The 17,251-nt window shown below is 65.5% G+C and carries 14 protein-coding genes; 13 read left to right on the top strand and 1 reads right to left on the bottom strand.

Annotated features, from left to right (window positions below; all coding sequences use genetic code 11):
* Window positions 1-17: 17 nt before the first annotated feature.
* The 12 genes from NCG91_RS01520 to glpK all read left to right on the top strand — a co-directional run bounded on the left by NCG91_RS01520 (window position 18) and on the right by glpK (window position 14,741).
* A complete protein-coding gene (locus tag NCG91_RS01520; RefSeq protein ID WP_251348280.1) occupies window positions 18-1,280 on the top strand; it encodes an ABC transporter substrate-binding protein in 1,263 nt (420 codons plus the stop codon).
* A gap of 76 nt (window positions 1,281-1,356) precedes the next feature.
* On the top strand, window positions 1,357-2,271 hold the full coding sequence (locus NCG91_RS01515; RefSeq protein ID WP_251348279.1) for a carbohydrate ABC transporter permease: 915 nt from the start codon (window positions 1,357-1,359) through the stop codon (window positions 2,269-2,271).
* Complete coding sequence (locus tag NCG91_RS01510) at window positions 2,268-3,098, top strand: carbohydrate ABC transporter permease (RefSeq protein WP_034755232.1); 831 nt, start codon at window positions 2,268-2,270, stop codon at window positions 3,096-3,098. The genes NCG91_RS01515 and NCG91_RS01510 overlap by 4 nt, the downstream gene beginning before the upstream one ends.
* 2 nt (window positions 3,099-3,100) lie before the next feature.
* The gene (locus NCG91_RS01505) at window positions 3,101-3,988 is read left to right on the top strand and encodes an aldose 1-epimerase (protein ID WP_251348278.1); all 888 of its coding nucleotides are present in this window, start codon (window positions 3,101-3,103) and stop codon (window positions 3,986-3,988) included.
* Entirely contained in the window at window positions 3,981-4,889 is a 909-nt protein-coding gene (locus tag NCG91_RS01500; RefSeq protein WP_251348277.1) for an SMP-30/gluconolactonase/LRE family protein, read from the top strand. The genes NCG91_RS01505 and NCG91_RS01500 overlap by 8 nt, the downstream gene beginning before the upstream one ends.
* Before the next feature lie 27 nt (window positions 4,890-4,916).
* Window positions 4,917-5,705: an SDR family NAD(P)-dependent oxidoreductase gene (locus NCG91_RS01495; RefSeq protein ID WP_251348276.1), complete on the top strand. Its 789-nt coding sequence runs from the start codon at window positions 4,917-4,919 to the stop codon at window positions 5,703-5,705.
* Window positions 5,706-5,856: 151 nt separating this feature from the next.
* Window positions 5,857-7,311, top strand: a complete 1,455-nt coding sequence (locus tag NCG91_RS01490) for an NAD-dependent succinate-semialdehyde dehydrogenase (protein WP_251348275.1) — start codon at window positions 5,857-5,859, stop codon at window positions 7,309-7,311.
* A 65-nt stretch (window positions 7,312-7,376) separates the two neighbouring features.
* On the top strand, window positions 7,377-8,774 hold the full coding sequence (locus NCG91_RS01485; RefSeq protein WP_251348274.1) for a porin: 1,398 nt from the start codon (window positions 7,377-7,379) through the stop codon (window positions 8,772-8,774).
* Window positions 8,775-8,856: 82 nt separating this feature from the next.
* Entirely contained in the window at window positions 8,857-10,878 is a 2,022-nt protein-coding gene (locus NCG91_RS01480) for an alpha-glucosidase (RefSeq protein ID WP_251348273.1), read from the top strand.
* Between the two features lie 7 nt (window positions 10,879-10,885).
* Window positions 10,886-11,647 carry a TSUP family transporter gene (locus tag NCG91_RS01475; protein WP_251348272.1) on the top strand — a complete coding sequence of 254 codons (762 nt, stop codon included), beginning with the start codon at window positions 10,886-10,888 and terminating at the stop codon, window positions 11,645-11,647.
* Window positions 11,648-11,694: 47 nt separating this feature from the next.
* Entirely contained in the window at window positions 11,695-13,254 is a 1,560-nt protein-coding gene (gene glpD, locus NCG91_RS01470) for a glycerol-3-phosphate dehydrogenase (protein ID WP_251348271.1), read from the top strand.
* Complete coding sequence (gene glpK, locus NCG91_RS01465) at window positions 13,251-14,741, top strand: glycerol kinase GlpK (protein WP_251348270.1); 1,491 nt, start codon at window positions 13,251-13,253, stop codon at window positions 14,739-14,741. The genes glpD and glpK overlap by 4 nt, the downstream gene beginning before the upstream one ends.
* Window positions 14,742-14,925: 184 nt before the next feature.
* Here glpK and alaC read toward each other — a convergent pair whose 3' ends face one another.
* On the bottom strand, window positions 14,926-16,143 hold the full coding sequence (alaC, locus tag NCG91_RS01460) for an alanine transaminase (protein ID WP_251348269.1): 1,218 nt from the start codon (window positions 16,141-16,143) through the stop codon (window positions 14,926-14,928).
* Window positions 16,144-16,451: 308 nt separating this feature from the next.
* On the opposite strand from alaC, the gene NCG91_RS01455 reads away from it, so the two are divergent.
* Window positions 16,452-17,135, top strand: coding sequence for a pentapeptide repeat-containing protein (locus tag NCG91_RS01455; protein ID WP_251348268.1), 684 nt, complete (start codon window positions 16,452-16,454; stop codon window positions 17,133-17,135).
* The last annotated feature ends 116 nt before the right edge of the window (window positions 17,136-17,251 follow it).

Here is a 17,251-nt window from a genome sequence, read left to right as displayed (position 1 = left end):
AAACAGGAGACAACATCATGCGTATCAAATCCCTCGTCCTGGCGCTCGGCGCCACTTTCGTCCTTGCCACCGGCTTGGCCACCAGCGCCCACGCGCAAACGGTCAAGGTGTTCGTCGGCGGCCAGGAGCGCCCCGAAGTCATGCGCGAACTGTTCGCCAAATTCATGGCCGCCAATCCCGGCGTCAAGATCGACCTGGAAACGGGCGGCGCCACGTCCGAATTGCAGCAGAAATACCTGAACACGGTGCTGTCGGCCGGCGACACCACCCTGGACGTGTTCCTGATCGACATCATCCGCCCGGCCCAGTACGCGTCGGCCGGCTGGATCGAAAGCCTGGACAAATACCTGGGCGCCGACCGCGACAAGATCATGGGCCAGTACCTGCCCGCCTACAAGCAAGCGAATATGGTCGACAACAAGGTCGTGGCCCTGCCCGCCTTTGCCGACGCCATGTTCCTCTACTACCGCAAGGACTTGCTGGCCAAGTACAAGCTGGCGGCGCCGAAAACCTGGGATGAGCTGGCCAGCGTGGCGCGCACCATCCAGGCCGGCGAAAAGAATCCGGAATTGCAAGGCATCAGCTTCCAGGGCAAGGCCATCGAAGGCGCCGTCTGCACCTTTTTGCTGCCGTACTGGAGCCAGGGCGGCGAACTGGTCACCAACGGCAAGCTGACCCTGGACAAGCCCAAGGCGGAAGCGGGCCTGGCCATGTGGCGCAAGCTGGTCGACCAGGGCGTGGCGAAAAAGAACATCGCCGAAGTGGCCACCGACGATACGCGCAAGGAGTTCCAGGCAGGCAATGTCTTGTTCGCCGTCAACTGGGGCTATGCGTGGAACCACTTCCAGGATGGCGCCGACAGCAGCGTGAAAGACAAGGTAGGCGTCGTCAGCCTGCCGGCCATGGCGGGCGGCAAGCCGGCCTCGTGCATCGGCGGCTGGCAGTGGGCCGTGTCCTCGTTCTCGAAGAACAAGGAAGCGTCCGCCAAGCTGGTGCGCTGGCTGTCGAGCCCGGAAGTGTCCAAGCAGCTGGCCATCAAGGCGTCCAACCTGCCCGTCTACCCATCCGTCTACCAGGACAAGGAAGTGCTGGCCGCCAATGGCTGGTTCGCCGATGCCCTGCCGGTGGTGCAAAGCGCCCGCTCGCGCCCCGTCACGCCGCGCTACAGCGAAGTGTCCGAAGCCGTGCGCGTCAACACGAATGCCGTGATGGCGGGCGTGAAGACGCCGGCGGCGGCCGTGGGCGAGATCGAAAACCGCGTCAAGCGCATCCTGCGCTAAGGGGATCACGCCCGTGCCGCCACGACGGCGGCGCGGGCGGCACACGCATACGCACACCGGAACAGACGAGGAAATCATGAGGCAACGCACCCTGAAAAGCCGCATCACGGACCCCAGCGAAACAACGCTGGCCTGGGTCCTGCTGACGCCGGCGATTCTCTTTTTACTGCTGATCGTGGCCTACCCGGTCAGCAAATTGATCTACAACAGCTTTTTCGACATCCGCCTGTCCGGCGGCAGCCTGCCCAGTTTCGTGGGCCTGGACAACTACAAGATGGCGCTGGAAGACGCGCTGTTCTGGAAGTCGCTGAAAAACACCGTCATCATCACCGTCGTCACCGTACCGGGCGCGCTGGTGGCGGGCCTGGGCCTGGCCATACTGGCCAACATGCCGTTCAAGTACCGCTGGCCCGTGCGCCTGGCGCTGCTGCTGCCGTGGGCCTTGCCGCTGGCCTTCGTCGGCCTGATCTTCGCCTGGTTCTTCCACAGCGAATACGGCCTGGTGAACGACATCATCCGCCGCATCGACCTCTTGATCCCCGGCCTGGGCTGGGAGCCGCAGATCTGGTTCAATTCGCCCGCGCTGACCATGGCCGCCATCTGCATCACGACCATCTGGAAAACCTCGTCGTTCATGGCCCTGATTTTACTGGCCGGCCTGCAAACCATCCCCGCCTCGCTGTATGAAGCGGCCGAAGTGGACGGCGCCAGCAAATGGAAGCAATTTACGGAAGTGACCCTGCCCCTGCTGGTGCCATCGATGCTGGTGGCGCTGATCTTCCGCACCCTGACGGCCATCCAGTCCTTCGATATTCCGTACAACATGCCCGGCCCTGGCGACGAAACCAAGACCCTGGCCATGTACATCCAGTCCAATACCGTCGATTACCTCGACGTGGGCTACGGCTCGACCCTGGCGGTCTTCATGTTCCTGCTGTCGATGGCCACCACGTTTGTGTATCTGAAATATGTAAGAGGAGACAAAGAATGAGCGGCCTGTTTTCATCGAAGCGCCTGCGCTGGTTCGCCGCCGCGATCGTCATCCTCAACGGCGTCTTCCCCGCCCTGTGGATCCTGTTTACCTCGCTCAAGACCGAGAGCGAGCTGACGCAAAAGCCGATCACCTACTGGCCGCACGAACCGACCATCGGCAATTTCATCTCCGCCTTCCAGGACCAGCCGCTGCTGACGTTCCTGACGAATAGCCTGATCGTGGCCGGCCTGTCGACCCTGCTCAGCCTGTTTATCAGCGCGCTGGCCGCGTATGCGATTGCCCGCCTGCGCCTGCGCTTCCGCGGCCTGATCCTGACGGCCATCATCGGCGTGTCGATGTTCCCGCTGGTGACCCTGATGGTGCCGCTGTTCGAAATCATGCGCAGCCTGGGCTTGCTGAACTCCTACTGGGCGCTGGTGCTGCCGTACACGGTGCTGAACCTGCCCATCTGCACCCTGATGATGGTGAGCTTTTTCCAGGATATCCCGCGCGACATCGAGAACGCGGCCATGCTCGATGGCTGCACCCGCCTGAGCGCCCTGTGGCGCATCGTGCTGCCGCTGGCCGCCCCTGGCGTGGCGACGGCAGCCATCCTCGCGTTTGTAAATTCCTGGGACGAGTTCCTGCTGGCGCTGTCGATGAATTCGGCCGTGGCCTACCGCACCCTGCCCGTCGGCATCCAGTTGTACCAGGGCGAGTTCGCCTTCCCGTGGCCGATCATTTCGGCGGCACTGGTGGTGGCCATCGTGCCCATCGTCGTGCTGATCGTGATCTTCCAGGAAAAGGTCGTCAGCGGCCTGACCTCGGGCGGCTTGAAGGGCTGAGAATGGACCACCAGTCTCCCTTCACCCTGGCGCACGGCGACTGCCGCGCCGACGTCCACCCGGCCACGGGTGGCGCGCTGGCGGCTTTCCGCTGGCGCGGGCGCGACATCCTGCGCGCCGCGCCAGCCGCTGCCGACGTGCGGCAGATGGCCTGCTACCCTTTGGTGCCGTATTCGAACCGCATCGGCAACGCCGTGCTGCAGGCGCAGGAACAGACGCATGCGCTGCGCGCCAACTTCCCGCCCGAGCCGCACAGCATCCACGGCTTCGGCTGGCAGCGCGCCTGGCACGTTGCGGCGCGTGCGGACGACAGCGCCGAACTGCTGCTGGTGCACGGCGGCGACGCCGACTGGCCGTTCGCCTGCGAAGCGCGGCAAACCGTGCTGCTCGACGCTGCCGGCCTGCGCCTGACTTTATCCGTGCGCAATGACGATACGCGCGCCATGCCCGCCGGCCTGGGTTTTCACCCCTACTTTCCGCTGGCGCCCGGCCTGCGCCTGCAGGCGCAATGGGATGGCGTGTGGAGCATGGGCGATGACCACTTGCCGGCCGGCCTCGCGCCCGTGGCGCAGGCGTCGCCATTCGCCACGCCGCAGCCCGTGGCCGGCTGGCGCAGCGACCATTGCTACAGCGGCTGGACGGGCCGCGCCAGCCTCGATTACGGCGACTACAGCGTGCAGCTGTCGGCCAGCGAGAATTGCCGCCACCTCGTGTGCTTCGCGCCCAACGACGAGCGCAGCTTCATCGCCATCGAACCCGTCACGCACGCGAATAACGCGTTTGCGCTGGCCGCGCGCGGCGCGCGTGACACCGGCATGCGCTTGCTGGCGCCCGGCGAGAGCCTGCACATCGCCATGCGCCTGGCCATCGAGGAGAGCCAGCATGCGTGAATGGCAAGCTGAACTCGTGCTCGATGCGCGCGCCCAGCTGGGCGAATGCCCGCTGTGGAGCGTGGCCGAGCAGTGTTTGTACTGGATCGATATCGCCGGGCGCCGCCTGCACCGCTACGATCCGGCCACAAGCCTCGACCGCGTCTGGTGGGTGCCGTGCGAGCCGGGCTGCATCGCCCTGGCTGAAAAGGGCGGCCTGGTGGCAGCCCTGCGCGACGGTTTCTACCGCTTCTATCCGCAGGAAGGCTTGCTCGACAAGCTGGCCGACGCCCCCTACGACAGCCGCGACATGCGTTTCAACGATGGCCGCTGCGACAGCGCGGGGCGTTTCTGGGCCGGCGCCATGTACGAACCGCGCACGGCGGAACTGGCTGCCATGTTTTGCCTGGAAAGGGGCGCCACGCGCCTGGGCTGGGGGCCGCAACAGGATCTTGGCGTGAAAGTCAGCAATGGCCTCGCCTTCGCTGCCGATGGCCAATCGCTGTTCCAGTCCGACACGCCGAACCACGTAATCTACCGTTTCGCCTTTGACGCGGCCAGCGGCCAGGTGGGCGAACGCAAAGTGTTTGCCCGCCTGCCCGCCAAGGGAGAGGACGCCGTGTACGGCGGCCGCCCCGATGGCGCGGCGCTCGATGCCGAAGGCTGCTATTGGAGCGCGCAATACGAAGGCGGCCGGGTGCTGCGCTTTTCGCCGCAGGGCGAGATCATCGGCATCGTGCGCGTGCCCGTCACGCGCCCCACCATGATCGCCTTTGGCGGCGCCGACCTGCGCACCCTGTACATCACCAGCGCGCGCGAAGGCGCAAGCGACGACGAACTGGCGCGCCAGCCGCAGGCCGGCGGCCTCTTTGCCGTGCGCCTGGACGTGGCCGGCCGCCCCGAACCCCTTTACCAGGATTGATATCCGGATATTCACCCTGAGGACAGCATGAACGCCAACATCACTCTCTACCCCAGCCTGCAGGACCGCGTGGTCTTCGTCTCCGGCGGCGGCTCCGGCATCGGCGCTGCGCTGGTCGAGCACTTCGCCCTGCAAGGCGCGCAAGTGGCTTTTTGCGACATCGACCGCGACGCCAGCGCCGCCCTGGCCGCGCGCCTGGCGCCCGTGTGCCGGCACGCACCCTATTTTGTATATAGCGACATCCGCGACATCGCCGCCTACCAGGCCAGCCTGGCCGACGTCGAGGCGCGCTTTGGCGCCATCCGCGTGCTGCTCAACAACGCGGGCCGCGACGACCGCCATTCGCTGGCCGAACTGACGCCCGAATACTGGGACAACTGCCTGGCGCTGAACTTGAAACACCACGTGTTCGCCATCCAGCAGGTGGCGCCCGGCATGGCGGCCGCCGGCGGCGGTTCCATCATCAACCTGGGCTCCATTTCATGGATGCGCGGACGCCCCAACCTGGTCGGCTACACCACGTCCAAGGCGGGCATCGCGGGCCTGTCGCGCACCCTGGCGCGCGAACTGGGCGAGCAGAATATCCGCGTCAACGCCATCGCCCCGGGCGCCATCGCCACCGACCGCCAGGCCGCGCTGTGGCGCGACCCGGAAGAGGACCGCCGCTTCATCGAACTGCAATGCCTGAAATACCGGCTCGACGCGGGCCACGTGGCCCGCACGGCCCTGTTCCTGGCGGCCGACGATTCGGACGGCATCACGGGACAGAACATCATCGTCGATGCGGGACTCGCCCAAGTCTCAGTCGCTGGTTAAGAACGCGAAAAAACCTACTGCGCGTCGCGATTTGCGGCTTCCGATGCTCACTGTGCATTCGCACAGCTCCGCTTCTCGGCCACAACTCGCTGCCGCTCGCTACGGTTTTGTTATGCGTTCTAAAACATATTCATCTTCAAGGAGAACCCTCATGTTGAACCTGCAAGACGCAAACCTGTTGAAACAGCAATGCCTGATCGACGGCGCCTGGTGCGACGCCGATGACGGCGCCACCATCGCCGTCACCAATCCCGCCACGGGCGAAGTGATCGCCACGGTGCCGCGCATGGGCGCGACCGAGACGCGGCGCGCCATCGCCGCCTCGCATGCGGCCTTCCGGCTGTGGCGCAAGCAGACCGTCAAGGCGCGCGCCACGGTGCTGCGCGCCTGGCATGCCTTGATTTTGCAGCACGCGGACGACCTGGCGCTGATACTCACCACGGAACAGGGCAAGTCGCTGGCCGAAGCCAAGGGCGAGATCGTTTCGAACGCGGCCTACCTGGAATGGTTCGCCGAGGAAGGCAAGCGCGCGTATGGCGACGTCATCGCGCCGCCGTCGAACGACAAGCGCATCGTCGTCATCAAGCAGCCGATCGGCGTGTGCGCGGCCATCACGCCGTGGAATTTCCCGAACGGCATGATCACGCGCAAGGCCGGCCCCGCCCTGGCGGCCGGCTGCAGCATGGTCCTGAAACCGGCGTCGCAAACGCCGCTGTCGGCCCTGGCCCTGGGCGAACTGGCGCTGCGCGCCGGCGTGCCGCCTGGCGTCTTCAATGTGGTGACGGGCGCGGCGCAGGCGATCGGCACGGAACTGTGCCACAACGACCTGGTGCGCAAGATCACGTTTACGGGGTCGACGGAAGTGGGCGCCTGGCTGTCGCGCGAGGCAGCCGGCACGATCAAGAAGCTGTCGCTGGAATTGGGCGGCAACGCGCCCTTCATCGTTTTCGAGGATGCCGACATCGACGCGGCTGTCGAAGGCGTGCTGATGTCGAAATACCGCAACAGCGGCCAGACCTGCGTCTGCGCCAACCGCATTTACGTGCAGGACAGCATCTACGACGACTTCGCAGCCCGCCTGGTGGCCAAGGTCGCCGAGCTGAAACTGGGGGCCGGCACCGAAGCAGGCGTCACGCAAGGCCCGCTGATCGATGAAAACGCCGTGCGCAAGATCGAGCAGCACATCGCCGACGCGCTGGCCAAGGGCGGCAAGCTGGCCATCGGCGGCAAGCGCCATGCGCTGGGCGGCAGCTTTTTCGAGCCCAGCGTGGTGCTCGAGGCGAACAGCGACATGCTGGTGGCCACCGAGGAAACCTTCGCCCCGCTGGCGCCGCTGTTCCGTTTCGGCAGCGAAGAGGAAGTCGTCGCCATGGCCAACGCCACGCAATTCGGCCTGGCCGGCTATTTCTACAGCCGCGACCTGGGCAGAGTCTGGCGCGTGGCGGAAGAACTGGAAGTGGGCATGGTCGGCATCAACACGGGCATGATCGCCAATGAAATGGCGCCGTTCGGCGGCGTCAAGCATTCGGGCATGGGCCGCGAAGGCTCGCACTACGGCATGGACGACTTCCTCGATATCAAATACTTGTGCATGGGAGGAATTTGATTATTTCAATGTAAGCAAGGCAGGGATCAGCAACCATACTCATAAAAAACACAGGAGACAAGATCATGCAAACGACATTCCGCAAGACCACCCTGGCCGCGGCCATCACCGGCGTGCTTCTCGCGGCGCCATTTGTTAGCGCTAACGCACGCGCTGACGAACTCAGCGACATGAAGGCCATGCTGGCGCAGTTGCAGGACAGGGTGGCGCAGATGGAAGCGAAAGCGGCGCAACCCGCACCGGCGGCGGCGATGGCGGCCGCACCGGCAACGGTGGCGGCCCCCATGCAGCCCGCCACCGGCTTCAACTGGAAACTGTACGGCCGTGGCGACATCGGCTATACGGTGTCGCGCGGCAAGGATGCCAGCGGGCGCCAGCTGACCAACCACCGCCTGAACCAGGGCGAGATGGCCAGCCGCCTGGGCCTCACGGGCGCCTGGGTCTTCAGCGACGAGTACAAGGCCATCTTCGGCGTCGAGACGGGCTTGAACTTGTTCAACGGCAATGCGGGCGGCGGCACGCAAAACAACACCACCTCATCCGTGCTGTTCAACCGGGGCTCCACCGTCGGCTTTGCCTCGACCACCTGGGGCTCGATCGAAGGCGGCACCATGTACATGGCGCCGTTCTGGGTCTCGCTGGGCGCCGACCTGGCCTCGGCGCACAATTACGGCGCCAACGACTTCAGCGCCCTGTTCTCGCTCACGCGGCCCGAATCCCTGGGCCGCTACCTGAAAGACCCCGTGACAAACAACGCCAGCAAGACGACGAGTTTGGCCGGCAACAACTCGGGCACGGCCTTGTTCTACGGCAATGCGCTGCGCTACCGCAGCCCCACCTGGAACAACATTTCTGCGGAAGTGTCATATTCGGCCGGCCAGCAGGCGTCTTCCGCCACCGACCTGGAAAACGATGGCCGCAGCTGGGCCGCCAACGTGCTGTACAAGAAGGGCGATCTGTTCCTCGGCTATGCGCACATGGATTACCTGCAAAGCAACGACATCAGCACTGGGGGCACGCCGAACTTCCTCAAGCGCAACCAGGTCACGGACATCGTCGGCGCGCGCTACAAGTGGAACGATTTTACCTTGGGCGGCTCCTACACCTCCTACCGCGTGTCGAACGCGGGCGGCTATGCGGCCGATGCCTTCGGCGTCTCGGGCGCCTACGACCTCGGCAAGCACCGCATCGAGGGCAGCCTGGCGCACATCAGCTATGACGGCGCCAACGCCAAAGGCGCTTTCGGCACCAACACGGGCGATGGCGTGGGCAAACCCACGTCGACGGCCTACTCGCTGGGCTACCTGTACAACTTCCAGCCGACCCTGTCGTTCTACGCGTACGCCACGCGCATCGCCAACAACAGCCACGCCAAGCTGGGCGTATTGCAGTTCCGGGGGGACAATAACTACTTCGGCTACAGCCCCGTCGAGCTGACCGCCGGCATGTTCCTCGTCTTTTAATTCAGTGCTTATTTGTTGAGGCACCGCCGGCCCGCCCCACACCCACCATGCGGGCGGCCGGTTTTCACAGGAGTTGATCGTCATGCAGTACACACTACACCAGGAAAATGACAGCGTCGCCCTGCGCTGCGCCGGCCGCTTGCTGCTGCGCCACGGCGCCGATGCGCCATGCGTGTTCGTCGGCCAGGGCCGCGAAAGCATGGAAATGTACCGAGGTAACTTCGAAATCGAAGATTACGTCGAGGAGCGCAGCGCCCTGCGCGCGCTGGCCGTCACGCAGGGCGGCGACAGCGCCACCCTGAGCTTTGCGCGCCATGCGGGCGACACGCCGCAGCTGGTGCTGGCCGTGCAAGCGGCGCCGCATGGCGTGCACCTGGTGGTGCGCTACGCGGCGCCGGGCTGGAACCGGCTGTGGCTGCGCCTGCCAGCAGAACAGGACGAGCATGTATGGGGCTGCGGCGAGCAGATGTCGTACTTCGACCTGCGCGGCCGCCACTTCCCCCTGTGGACGTCGGAGCCGGGCGTGGGCCGCGACAAGTCGACCCATTTGACGTGGCAGGCGGACGTGACGTCGAAATCGGGCGGCGACTACTATCACACGAATTATCCGCAACCGAGCTTCATCTCGTCGCAGCGCTACTGCCTGCATGCCGAGACGACGGCGTATGCGGACTTCGATTTCCGCCAGCCGGACTTCCACGAGCTGCAATTCTGGGCCATGCCCGAGCGCCTGGAATTCATGCTGGCCGACTCCTTCGTCGACCTGGTCGGCGTCGTCTCGCAACGCTTCGGCCGCCAGCCGCAATTGCCCGCCTGGCTGCAAAATGGCGCCATGCTGGGCCTGAAAGGCGGCGAAGAGCATGCCCGCACCATCCTCGCGCAGGCGCAGGAACACGGCTTGCCCGTCAGCGCCCTGTGGTGCGAAGACTGGGTGGGCTTGCGCCAGACGTCGTTCGGCAAGCGTTTGTTCTGGGACTGGCGCTGGCAGCCGCAGCGCTATCCGGACCTGAAAAACTGGATCGCGGACCTGGCCAGGCAAGACATCCGCTTCCTCGGCTACGTCAATCCGTATTTATGCAACGACGGCACCCTGTACCAGGAAGCGCTGCAGCAGGGCTTTTTGGCCACGGCCACCGATGGCGGCGCCTACCTGGTGGACTTCGGCGAATTCGATTGCGGCGTCGTCGACTTCACCAACCCGGCAGCCGCGCTGTGGTTCGAGGAACGCATCCTGCGCCAGGAAATGCTCGACTTCGGCCTGTCCGGCTGGATGGCCGATTTCGGCGAATACCTGCCGATCGACCTGCGCCTGCACAATGGCGTCGATGCGCGCCTGATGCACAACGCCTGGCCGACCCTGTGGGCCGAAGTCAATGCGCGCGCGATTGAGGCGGCCGGCAAGACGGGCGACGCCACCTTCTTCATGCGCGCCGGCTACACGGGCGTGCAGGCGCACTGCCCGCTGCTGTGGGCCGGCGACCAGTCGGTCGACTTCAGCCGCCACGACGGCTTGCAGACGGTGATCTGCGGCGCCCTGTCGTCCGGCCTTCTGGGCAACGCCTACCACCACAGCGACATCGGCGGCTATACCAGCCTGTTCGGCAACCTGCGCACGGCGGAACTGTTCCAGCGCTGGACGGAGATGGCCGTCTTCACGTCGATGATGCGCACGCACGAAGGCAACCGCCCGGACGAAAACTTCCAGTTTTACCAGGATGAACAGGTGTTCCAGCACTTCGCCCGCATGACGCGGCTGCACGTGGCGCTGGCGCCCACCATCCGCGCCCTGGCCGAAGATGCCGTGGCGCGCGGCCTGCCGCTGCAGCGCCCCCTGTTCCTGCACTATGAACACGACCGCGCCACCTACGCCATCCAGGACCAGTACCTGTTCGGTCCCGACCTGCTGGTGGCGCCCGTGCATGCGGCGGGTGCTGCGCGCTGGAGCGCCTACCTGCCGCAGGGCGACGCCTGGATCCACCTGTGGAGCGGTGCCGTCTTCGAAGGCGGCCAGCGCATGGAAGTCGACGCTCCCCTGGGCCAGCCGCCCGTCTTCGTGCGGCGCGGTTGCGCACAGCAGGATTTCTTCCTGTCGCTGGCGAAATGAGCATGGCATGAGCGTGGCGTCGCACTTGCTGTTCCTGGCCTGCGTGGCGCTGGCCAGCGCCGCGCAGAACCTGACGGGCTTTGCTTTCGGCCTGATCCTGCTGGGCTTGACGGCCGTACTGCACCTGGCCAGCCTGGGCGACGTGGCCAACGTGGTCAGCGTGCTGGTGCTGGTGAATGCGGCCATCACGTTTGGCCGCACGCGCCCGCAGCTGGCCTGGCCCGTGTTCGGCCCTTCGCTGGCAGTCAGCCTGCTGGGCGTGGGCGCGGGCGTGGCCCTGCTGGGCTGGTTCAGCGCGCAACAGGTGACCCTGCTGCGCTTCCTGCTCGGCTGCGCCATCGTCGTCTGCGCATGCATGCTGGTGCTGCGCGCCAGCGCGCGCCGGCGGCAATCCGGCCTGCCCGCCTTCCTGTTTTTCAGCGGCGTGTCCGGCGTGATGGGCGGCCTGTTCGCCAGCGCCGGCCCTCCCATGGTGTACCACCTGTACCGCCAGCCATGGCCGGCCGACGTGATCCGCCATTCGCTGATCGTGCTGTTTGCCGCGAATGCCGTACTGCGCCTGGCCCTCGTGCTGGCGCATGGCCAGTTCAGCCTGACGGCCCTGTGGCTGACCCTGGAAGCCTTGCCGCTGGTGACGGGGCTGACGTGGCTGGCGCGCCGCCACCCTTCGCGCCTGCCCATCGAGCACGTGCGCCGCGCCGTCTTCGTGCTGCTGCTGATCGCCGGCCTGGCCCTGGTGCTGCCGCCCGTGCTGGCCCTGGCCGCCTGAGGCGGCGCCTTTTCACTGTTTACCTTTTTTTACGAGACGAACCTTCCATGTCCGCTTCCCGCTTTTCCTCCCTGCCCGCCGACTGCGACCTGCTGGTCGTCGGCGGCGGCATCAATGGCGCCGGCATCGCGCGCGACGCGGCCGGCCGCGGCTTGCGCGTGGTGCTGTGCGAACAGCACGACCTGGCGCAGCACACCTCGTCCGCCTCCACCAAGCTGATACACGGCGGCCTGCGCTACCTCGAATACTATGAATTCAAGCTGGTGCGCAAGGCGCTGCAGGAACGCGAAGTGCTGCTGCGCGCCGCGCCGCACATCATGTGGCCGATGCGCTTCGTCATGCCGCACGATGCCGCCCAGCGCCCCGCCTGGATGATACGCGCGGGCCTGTTCCTGTACGACCACCTGGCCAAACGGGCCTTCCTGCCCGCCTCGCAAGGCATCGCGCTGGACCGCCATGCGGCGGGCGCGCCGCTGAAGGCCGGCTACCGCAAGGGCTTCGTGTATTCCGACGGCTGGGTCGACGATGCGCGCCTGGTGGTGCTCAACGCGCTCGACGCGCAGGAACACGGCGCGCATATCCTCACGCGCACGGCCTGCGTCGACGCGCGCCGCGACGGCGACGCCTGGCACGCCACCCTGCAAGCCGAGAATGGCCAGCGCAAGACCTTGCGCGCGCGCGCCATCGTCAACGCGGCGGGACCGTGGACGGCGCAATTTGCCGGCGCGGCCGGCGGCGGCAAGACGCAGGGGTTGCGCCTGATCAAGGGCAGCCACATCATCGTGCCGCGCCTGTTCGAGCACCCGAACGCCTACATCTTCCAGAACCCGGACCAGCGCATCATCTTCGCCATCCCTTACCAGGATGACTTTACCCTGATCGGCACCACCGACGAGGAATACAAGGGGGACGTGAGCCAGGTGAAGATCAGCCAGGCGGAGATCGATTACCTGTGCCAGGCGGCGAACCGCTATTTCAAGCGCGAAATCGGCCCCGCCGACGTCGTGTGGACGTATTCCGGCGTGCGCCCCCTGCTCGACGACAGCGCGCAGAACGCGTCGGCCGTCACGCGCGACTACCTGCTGGAAGTGGCGCGCGGCGCAGCGGCGACGGGCGCGCCCCTGCTCAATATCTGGGGCGGCAAGATCACCACCTACCGCAAGCTGGCCGAAGAGGCGCTGGGCCTGCTGGCGCCCCTGCTGGACAATGCTTCTCCGGCCTGGACGGCCCATGCGCCCCTGCCCGGCGGCGACCTGCAGCAGGCGAATCGACTCGTGGACAGCCATGATTTCGACGGTTTCCTCGCGCGCTTCCAGCGCGACCACGCCTGGCTGCCGCCTGCGCTGGCGCGCCGCTATGCGCGCGCCTATGGCAGCCGCGCCGCGCGCCTGCTGACGGGCGCCACGTCGATGGCCGACCTGGGCGCGCAACTGGCGCCCGGCCTGTACGAGGCCGAAGCGTGCTATCTGGTCGAAGTGGAATGGGCCAGGAGCTGCGACGACATCCTGTGGCGCCGCAGCAAACTGGGTTTGCGCTGCGCGCCGGCCGACGTGGCGCGCCTGCAGCAGTGGCTGGCCGCCCATCCGGCGCAAGAGGTGGCGGCATGACGTATTTGCTGGCCCTCGACCAGGGCACCTCCAGCTCGCGCAGCATGGTCTTCGATGAAACGGGCGCCATCGTCGCCGTGGCGCAGCGCGAATTTCGCCAGCTCTTCCCGCAGCCGGGCTGGATCGAGCACGACCCGATGGAAATCTGGCACAGCCAGCTGGCTACCTGCCGCGAAGTGCTGGCCAAGACGGGCTTGCAGGCCGACGCCCTCGGTGCGCTGGGCATCACCAACCAGCGCGAAACGACGGTGGTATGGGACCGCGCCACGGGCGAACCCGTCTACAACGCCATCGTCTGGCAAGACCGCCGCACGGAGGCCCTGTGCGAGGACTTGCGCGCGCGGGGCCTGGCCGGCGCCATCCATGCGAAGACGGGCCTGGTGCTCGACCCGTATTTTTCCGGCACCAAGCTGCGCTGGATACTCGACGCCGTGCCCGGCGCCCGCGCGCGGGCCATGCGCGGCGAACTGGCCTTCGGCACCATCGATACCTGGCTCGCATGGCAGATGACGGGCGGCCGCCTGCACGTGAGCGACGTCACCAATGCTTCGCGCACCATGCTGTGGAACCTGCACGAAGGCTGCTGGGACGCCCAGCTGCTCGACTGGCTGGGCATTCCCGCCAGCCTGCTGCCGTCCGTCCACCCTTCGAGCCACGTGTATGGCGAAACGGATGCGGCGGTGCTGGGCAGCCCCGTCATCATCGGCGGCATCGCCGGCGACCAGCAGGCGGCGCTGTTCGGCCAGACCTGTTTTACGCCGGGCATGGCCAAGAATACCTATGGCACCGGCTGCTTCTTGCTGCTCAACACGGGCGAACAGTGCGCGCAATCGCAGCATGGATTGATCAGCACGGCCGCCTGCCAGGTGGGCGCGCAGCCCGCGTATGCGCTCGAAGGCAGCGTCTTCATCGGCGGCGCCGTGGTGCAGTGGCTGCGCGACGGCCTGGGCGCCATCGGCCACGCGGGCGAAGCGGAAGGCCTGGCCGCCTCCGTGCCCGATTCGGGCGGCGTGGTCTTCGTGCCCTCGTTTACAGGCCTGGGCGCACCGTACTGGGTGCCCTCGGCGAAAGGCGCCATCCTGGGCCTGAGCCGGGGCAGCACGGTGGGCCACATCGCCCGCGCGGCGCTCGAAGCGATCGCCTTCCAGAGCGCCGCCCTGCTGGGCGCCATGACGCGCGACGCGCAAGCGCCCATCACCGAGCTGCGCGTGGACGGCGGCGCCTGCGCCAACAACCTGCTGCTGCAATTCCAGGCCGACTTGCTGGGCATCCCCGTCGTGCGCCCGCAAGTGATCGAAACGACGGCCCTGGGCGCGGCCTACCTGGCGGGCCTGGCCATCGGCCAGTACCGTGGCGTGGACGAGCTGGCAACGCACTGGCGCGCCGACAGGACGTTTCTGCCCACCATCGGCCGCGACCAGGCGGCCAGCCGGATGCAGCAGTGGGAGGTGGCGGTGCGGCGGTTTACGGGTGCCGGCGACGCATAATCGTGCGGAACGACAGGCAAAAAAAAGCCCGCTGCGGGAGCGGGCTGAATCTATTTCCTTGGAGGAGATAGAGGAGACAAATGAATGATGCCGCGTTGCAGCATATAAAACCACTTTATATTCGTGATGTCAGAAATACGCGGCAGTGATATTAGGGGCAACAGACAATTCCATACGGCAACTTTTACGTGGCCGTTTCCGTTTTTGCGTCGCCGGAACGCAACATATTCTTGATGCCGCGCAAGGCTTGCCGGACGCGCGCCTCGTTTTCGATCAGGGCGAAGCGCACGTATTCATCGCCGTATTCGCCGAAACCGATGCCGGGCGACACGCTCACCCTGGCTTTTTGCAGCAGCAGCTTGGCAAACTCCAGCGAACCCAGGTGGCGATACGCTTGCGGGATATGCGCCCAGATATACATCGAGGCCTTCGGTTTTTCCACCATCCAGCCCGCCTCATGCAAGCCTTTCACCAGCACGTCGCGGCGGCGCTGGTACTGGGCGCAGATTTCCGTGACGCAACTTTGATCGCCTTCCAGCGCGGCGATGGCCGCCACTTGCACTGGAGTAAAACTGCCGTAGTCGTGGTAGCTCTTGATGCGCGCCAAGGCCGCCACCAGTTCCGCATTGCCCACCATGAAGCCGATGCGCCAGCCCGCCATGTTGTAGCTTTTCGACATGGTAAAGAATTCCACGGCCACGTCGCGCGCGCCCGGCACCTGCATGATGGACGGCGCCTTCCAGCCGTCGAAGGTGATGTCGGCATACGCCAGGTCATGCACCACCAGGATATTGTGCTGTTTCGCCAGCGCGACGACTCTTTCGAAGAATTCCAGCTCCACGCATTGCGCCGTGGGGTTGGACGGGAAGCCCAGCACCATCATCTTCGGTTTCGGGTAGCTTTCGCGGATGGCCCGTTCCAGTTCGGCAAAGAAATCCACGCCCGGCCCCATGCGCACGGAGCGGATATCGGCGCCCGCGATGACGGCGCCCCAGATGTGGATCGGGTAGCTGGGATTGGGCACCAGCACCGTGTCGCCACGGTCCAGGGTCGCCAGCATCAGGTGCGCCAGGCCCTCTTTCGAGCCGATGGTGACGATGGCTTCGCTGTCCGGGTCGATGTCGACCTCGTAGCGCTTCTTGTACCAGTGGGCAATCGCGCGGCGCAGCCGCGGAATGCCTTTGGAGGCGGAATAGCCGTGCGTGTCGGGGCGTTTCACCGTCTCGACCAGCTTGTCCACGATGTGGGCCGGCGTGGCGCCATCGGGATTGCCCATCGACATGTCGATGATGTCCTCGCCACGGCGGCGCGCGGCCATCTTGAGTTCGGCGGTGATATTGAAAACGTAGGGGGGAAGGCGATTGATGCGCGAAAAGCTGCGCGGAGCTTGGCTGTCGGTCATGGTTATCTCTGTACGTAAGCGCCCGGATCCGTCCGAGCGACGTTGGCGCAGTGGCTGCGCCTGCAACGATACTAACCCGGCTTCGCAAGAACTGGCAAGGCCGATTCGGACAAGCTACAATACGCGCTGATCGAAAATGAGCGCACCGGTTGGTAACCCGGTAAGTGCCCGGCACCGTCCGGCATGCTCCCGCCCACGCGGACCCACGGCGCTGACCCTTGGCTGTTACACCAGCCGGGGAGGTGTTCTGGTTCGTGCATTTTCCCGCCGCTCCATCCCTCCCCTGCTTTGATTAGGAATAAAAACGGATGGCAACACACGATACCGCAGTAAGCAACATAACCCTGGACCGCGCCGGCATCGAGCAGCAGCTGGCCCTGCCCGTGCGCCACTTCATCGATTGCGCGTTCGACGGCGAAGACTTGTCGCGCCTCGATTTGCAGGGCTGTACCTTCGAGCGCTGCACCTTTGCCGACACCAATTTGTTCGCCAGCAAACTGGCGCGCAGCACCTGGCGCCGCTGCCGCGCGGGCAGCGCCGATTTCGAATCCGTCGACGCCGTCGACGCCACGTTTGAAGGCTGCGACCTGAACAACACAAAATGGCGGCGCGCCAAGCTGGCCTCGGCCACCTACCGCGGCTGCAAGCTGACGGGCGCCTCGTTCGAGGAAGTGGCCCACCTGGGCCTCACCTTCGAAGACAGCCTGCTGGTGGGCGCCGACCTGCGCGGCTTCTCGTTCCGCAAGGCAATATTAAAGCAGCTGGACTTTTCCGACGCCTACCTGGCCGGCTGCGACTTCCGCGACGCCGTCTTCGAAGGGGGCAGCCTGCGCAACGCCACCATCAAACTGGCAAAGTTCCAGGGCGCGGACTTGCGCGGCGCCGATATCGACGGGTTCAAATTGAGCGAAGCGTCCTTGCTGAAAGGCGCCGTCATCACGCATGCGCAGGCGGCGAACTTCATGCGCGCGCTCGATCTGGTGGTGATTTAATCTGAAAAGACAAAAAAAAAAGCCCGCTACGGAAGCGGGCTGAATCTATTTCCTTGGAGGAGATAGAGGAGACAAGTGCATCTTGCGGCATCGCGGCATATCACGCCACTTTATCT

The organism is Janthinobacterium kumbetense (assembly GCF_023703445.1).
Lineage (GTDB): Bacteria > Pseudomonadota > Gammaproteobacteria > Burkholderiales > Burkholderiaceae_D > Janthinobacterium > Janthinobacterium kumbetense.
The sequence above is the reverse complement of the archived record's forward strand: the minus strand, read 5'-3'. Positions and strand labels throughout refer to the sequence as shown.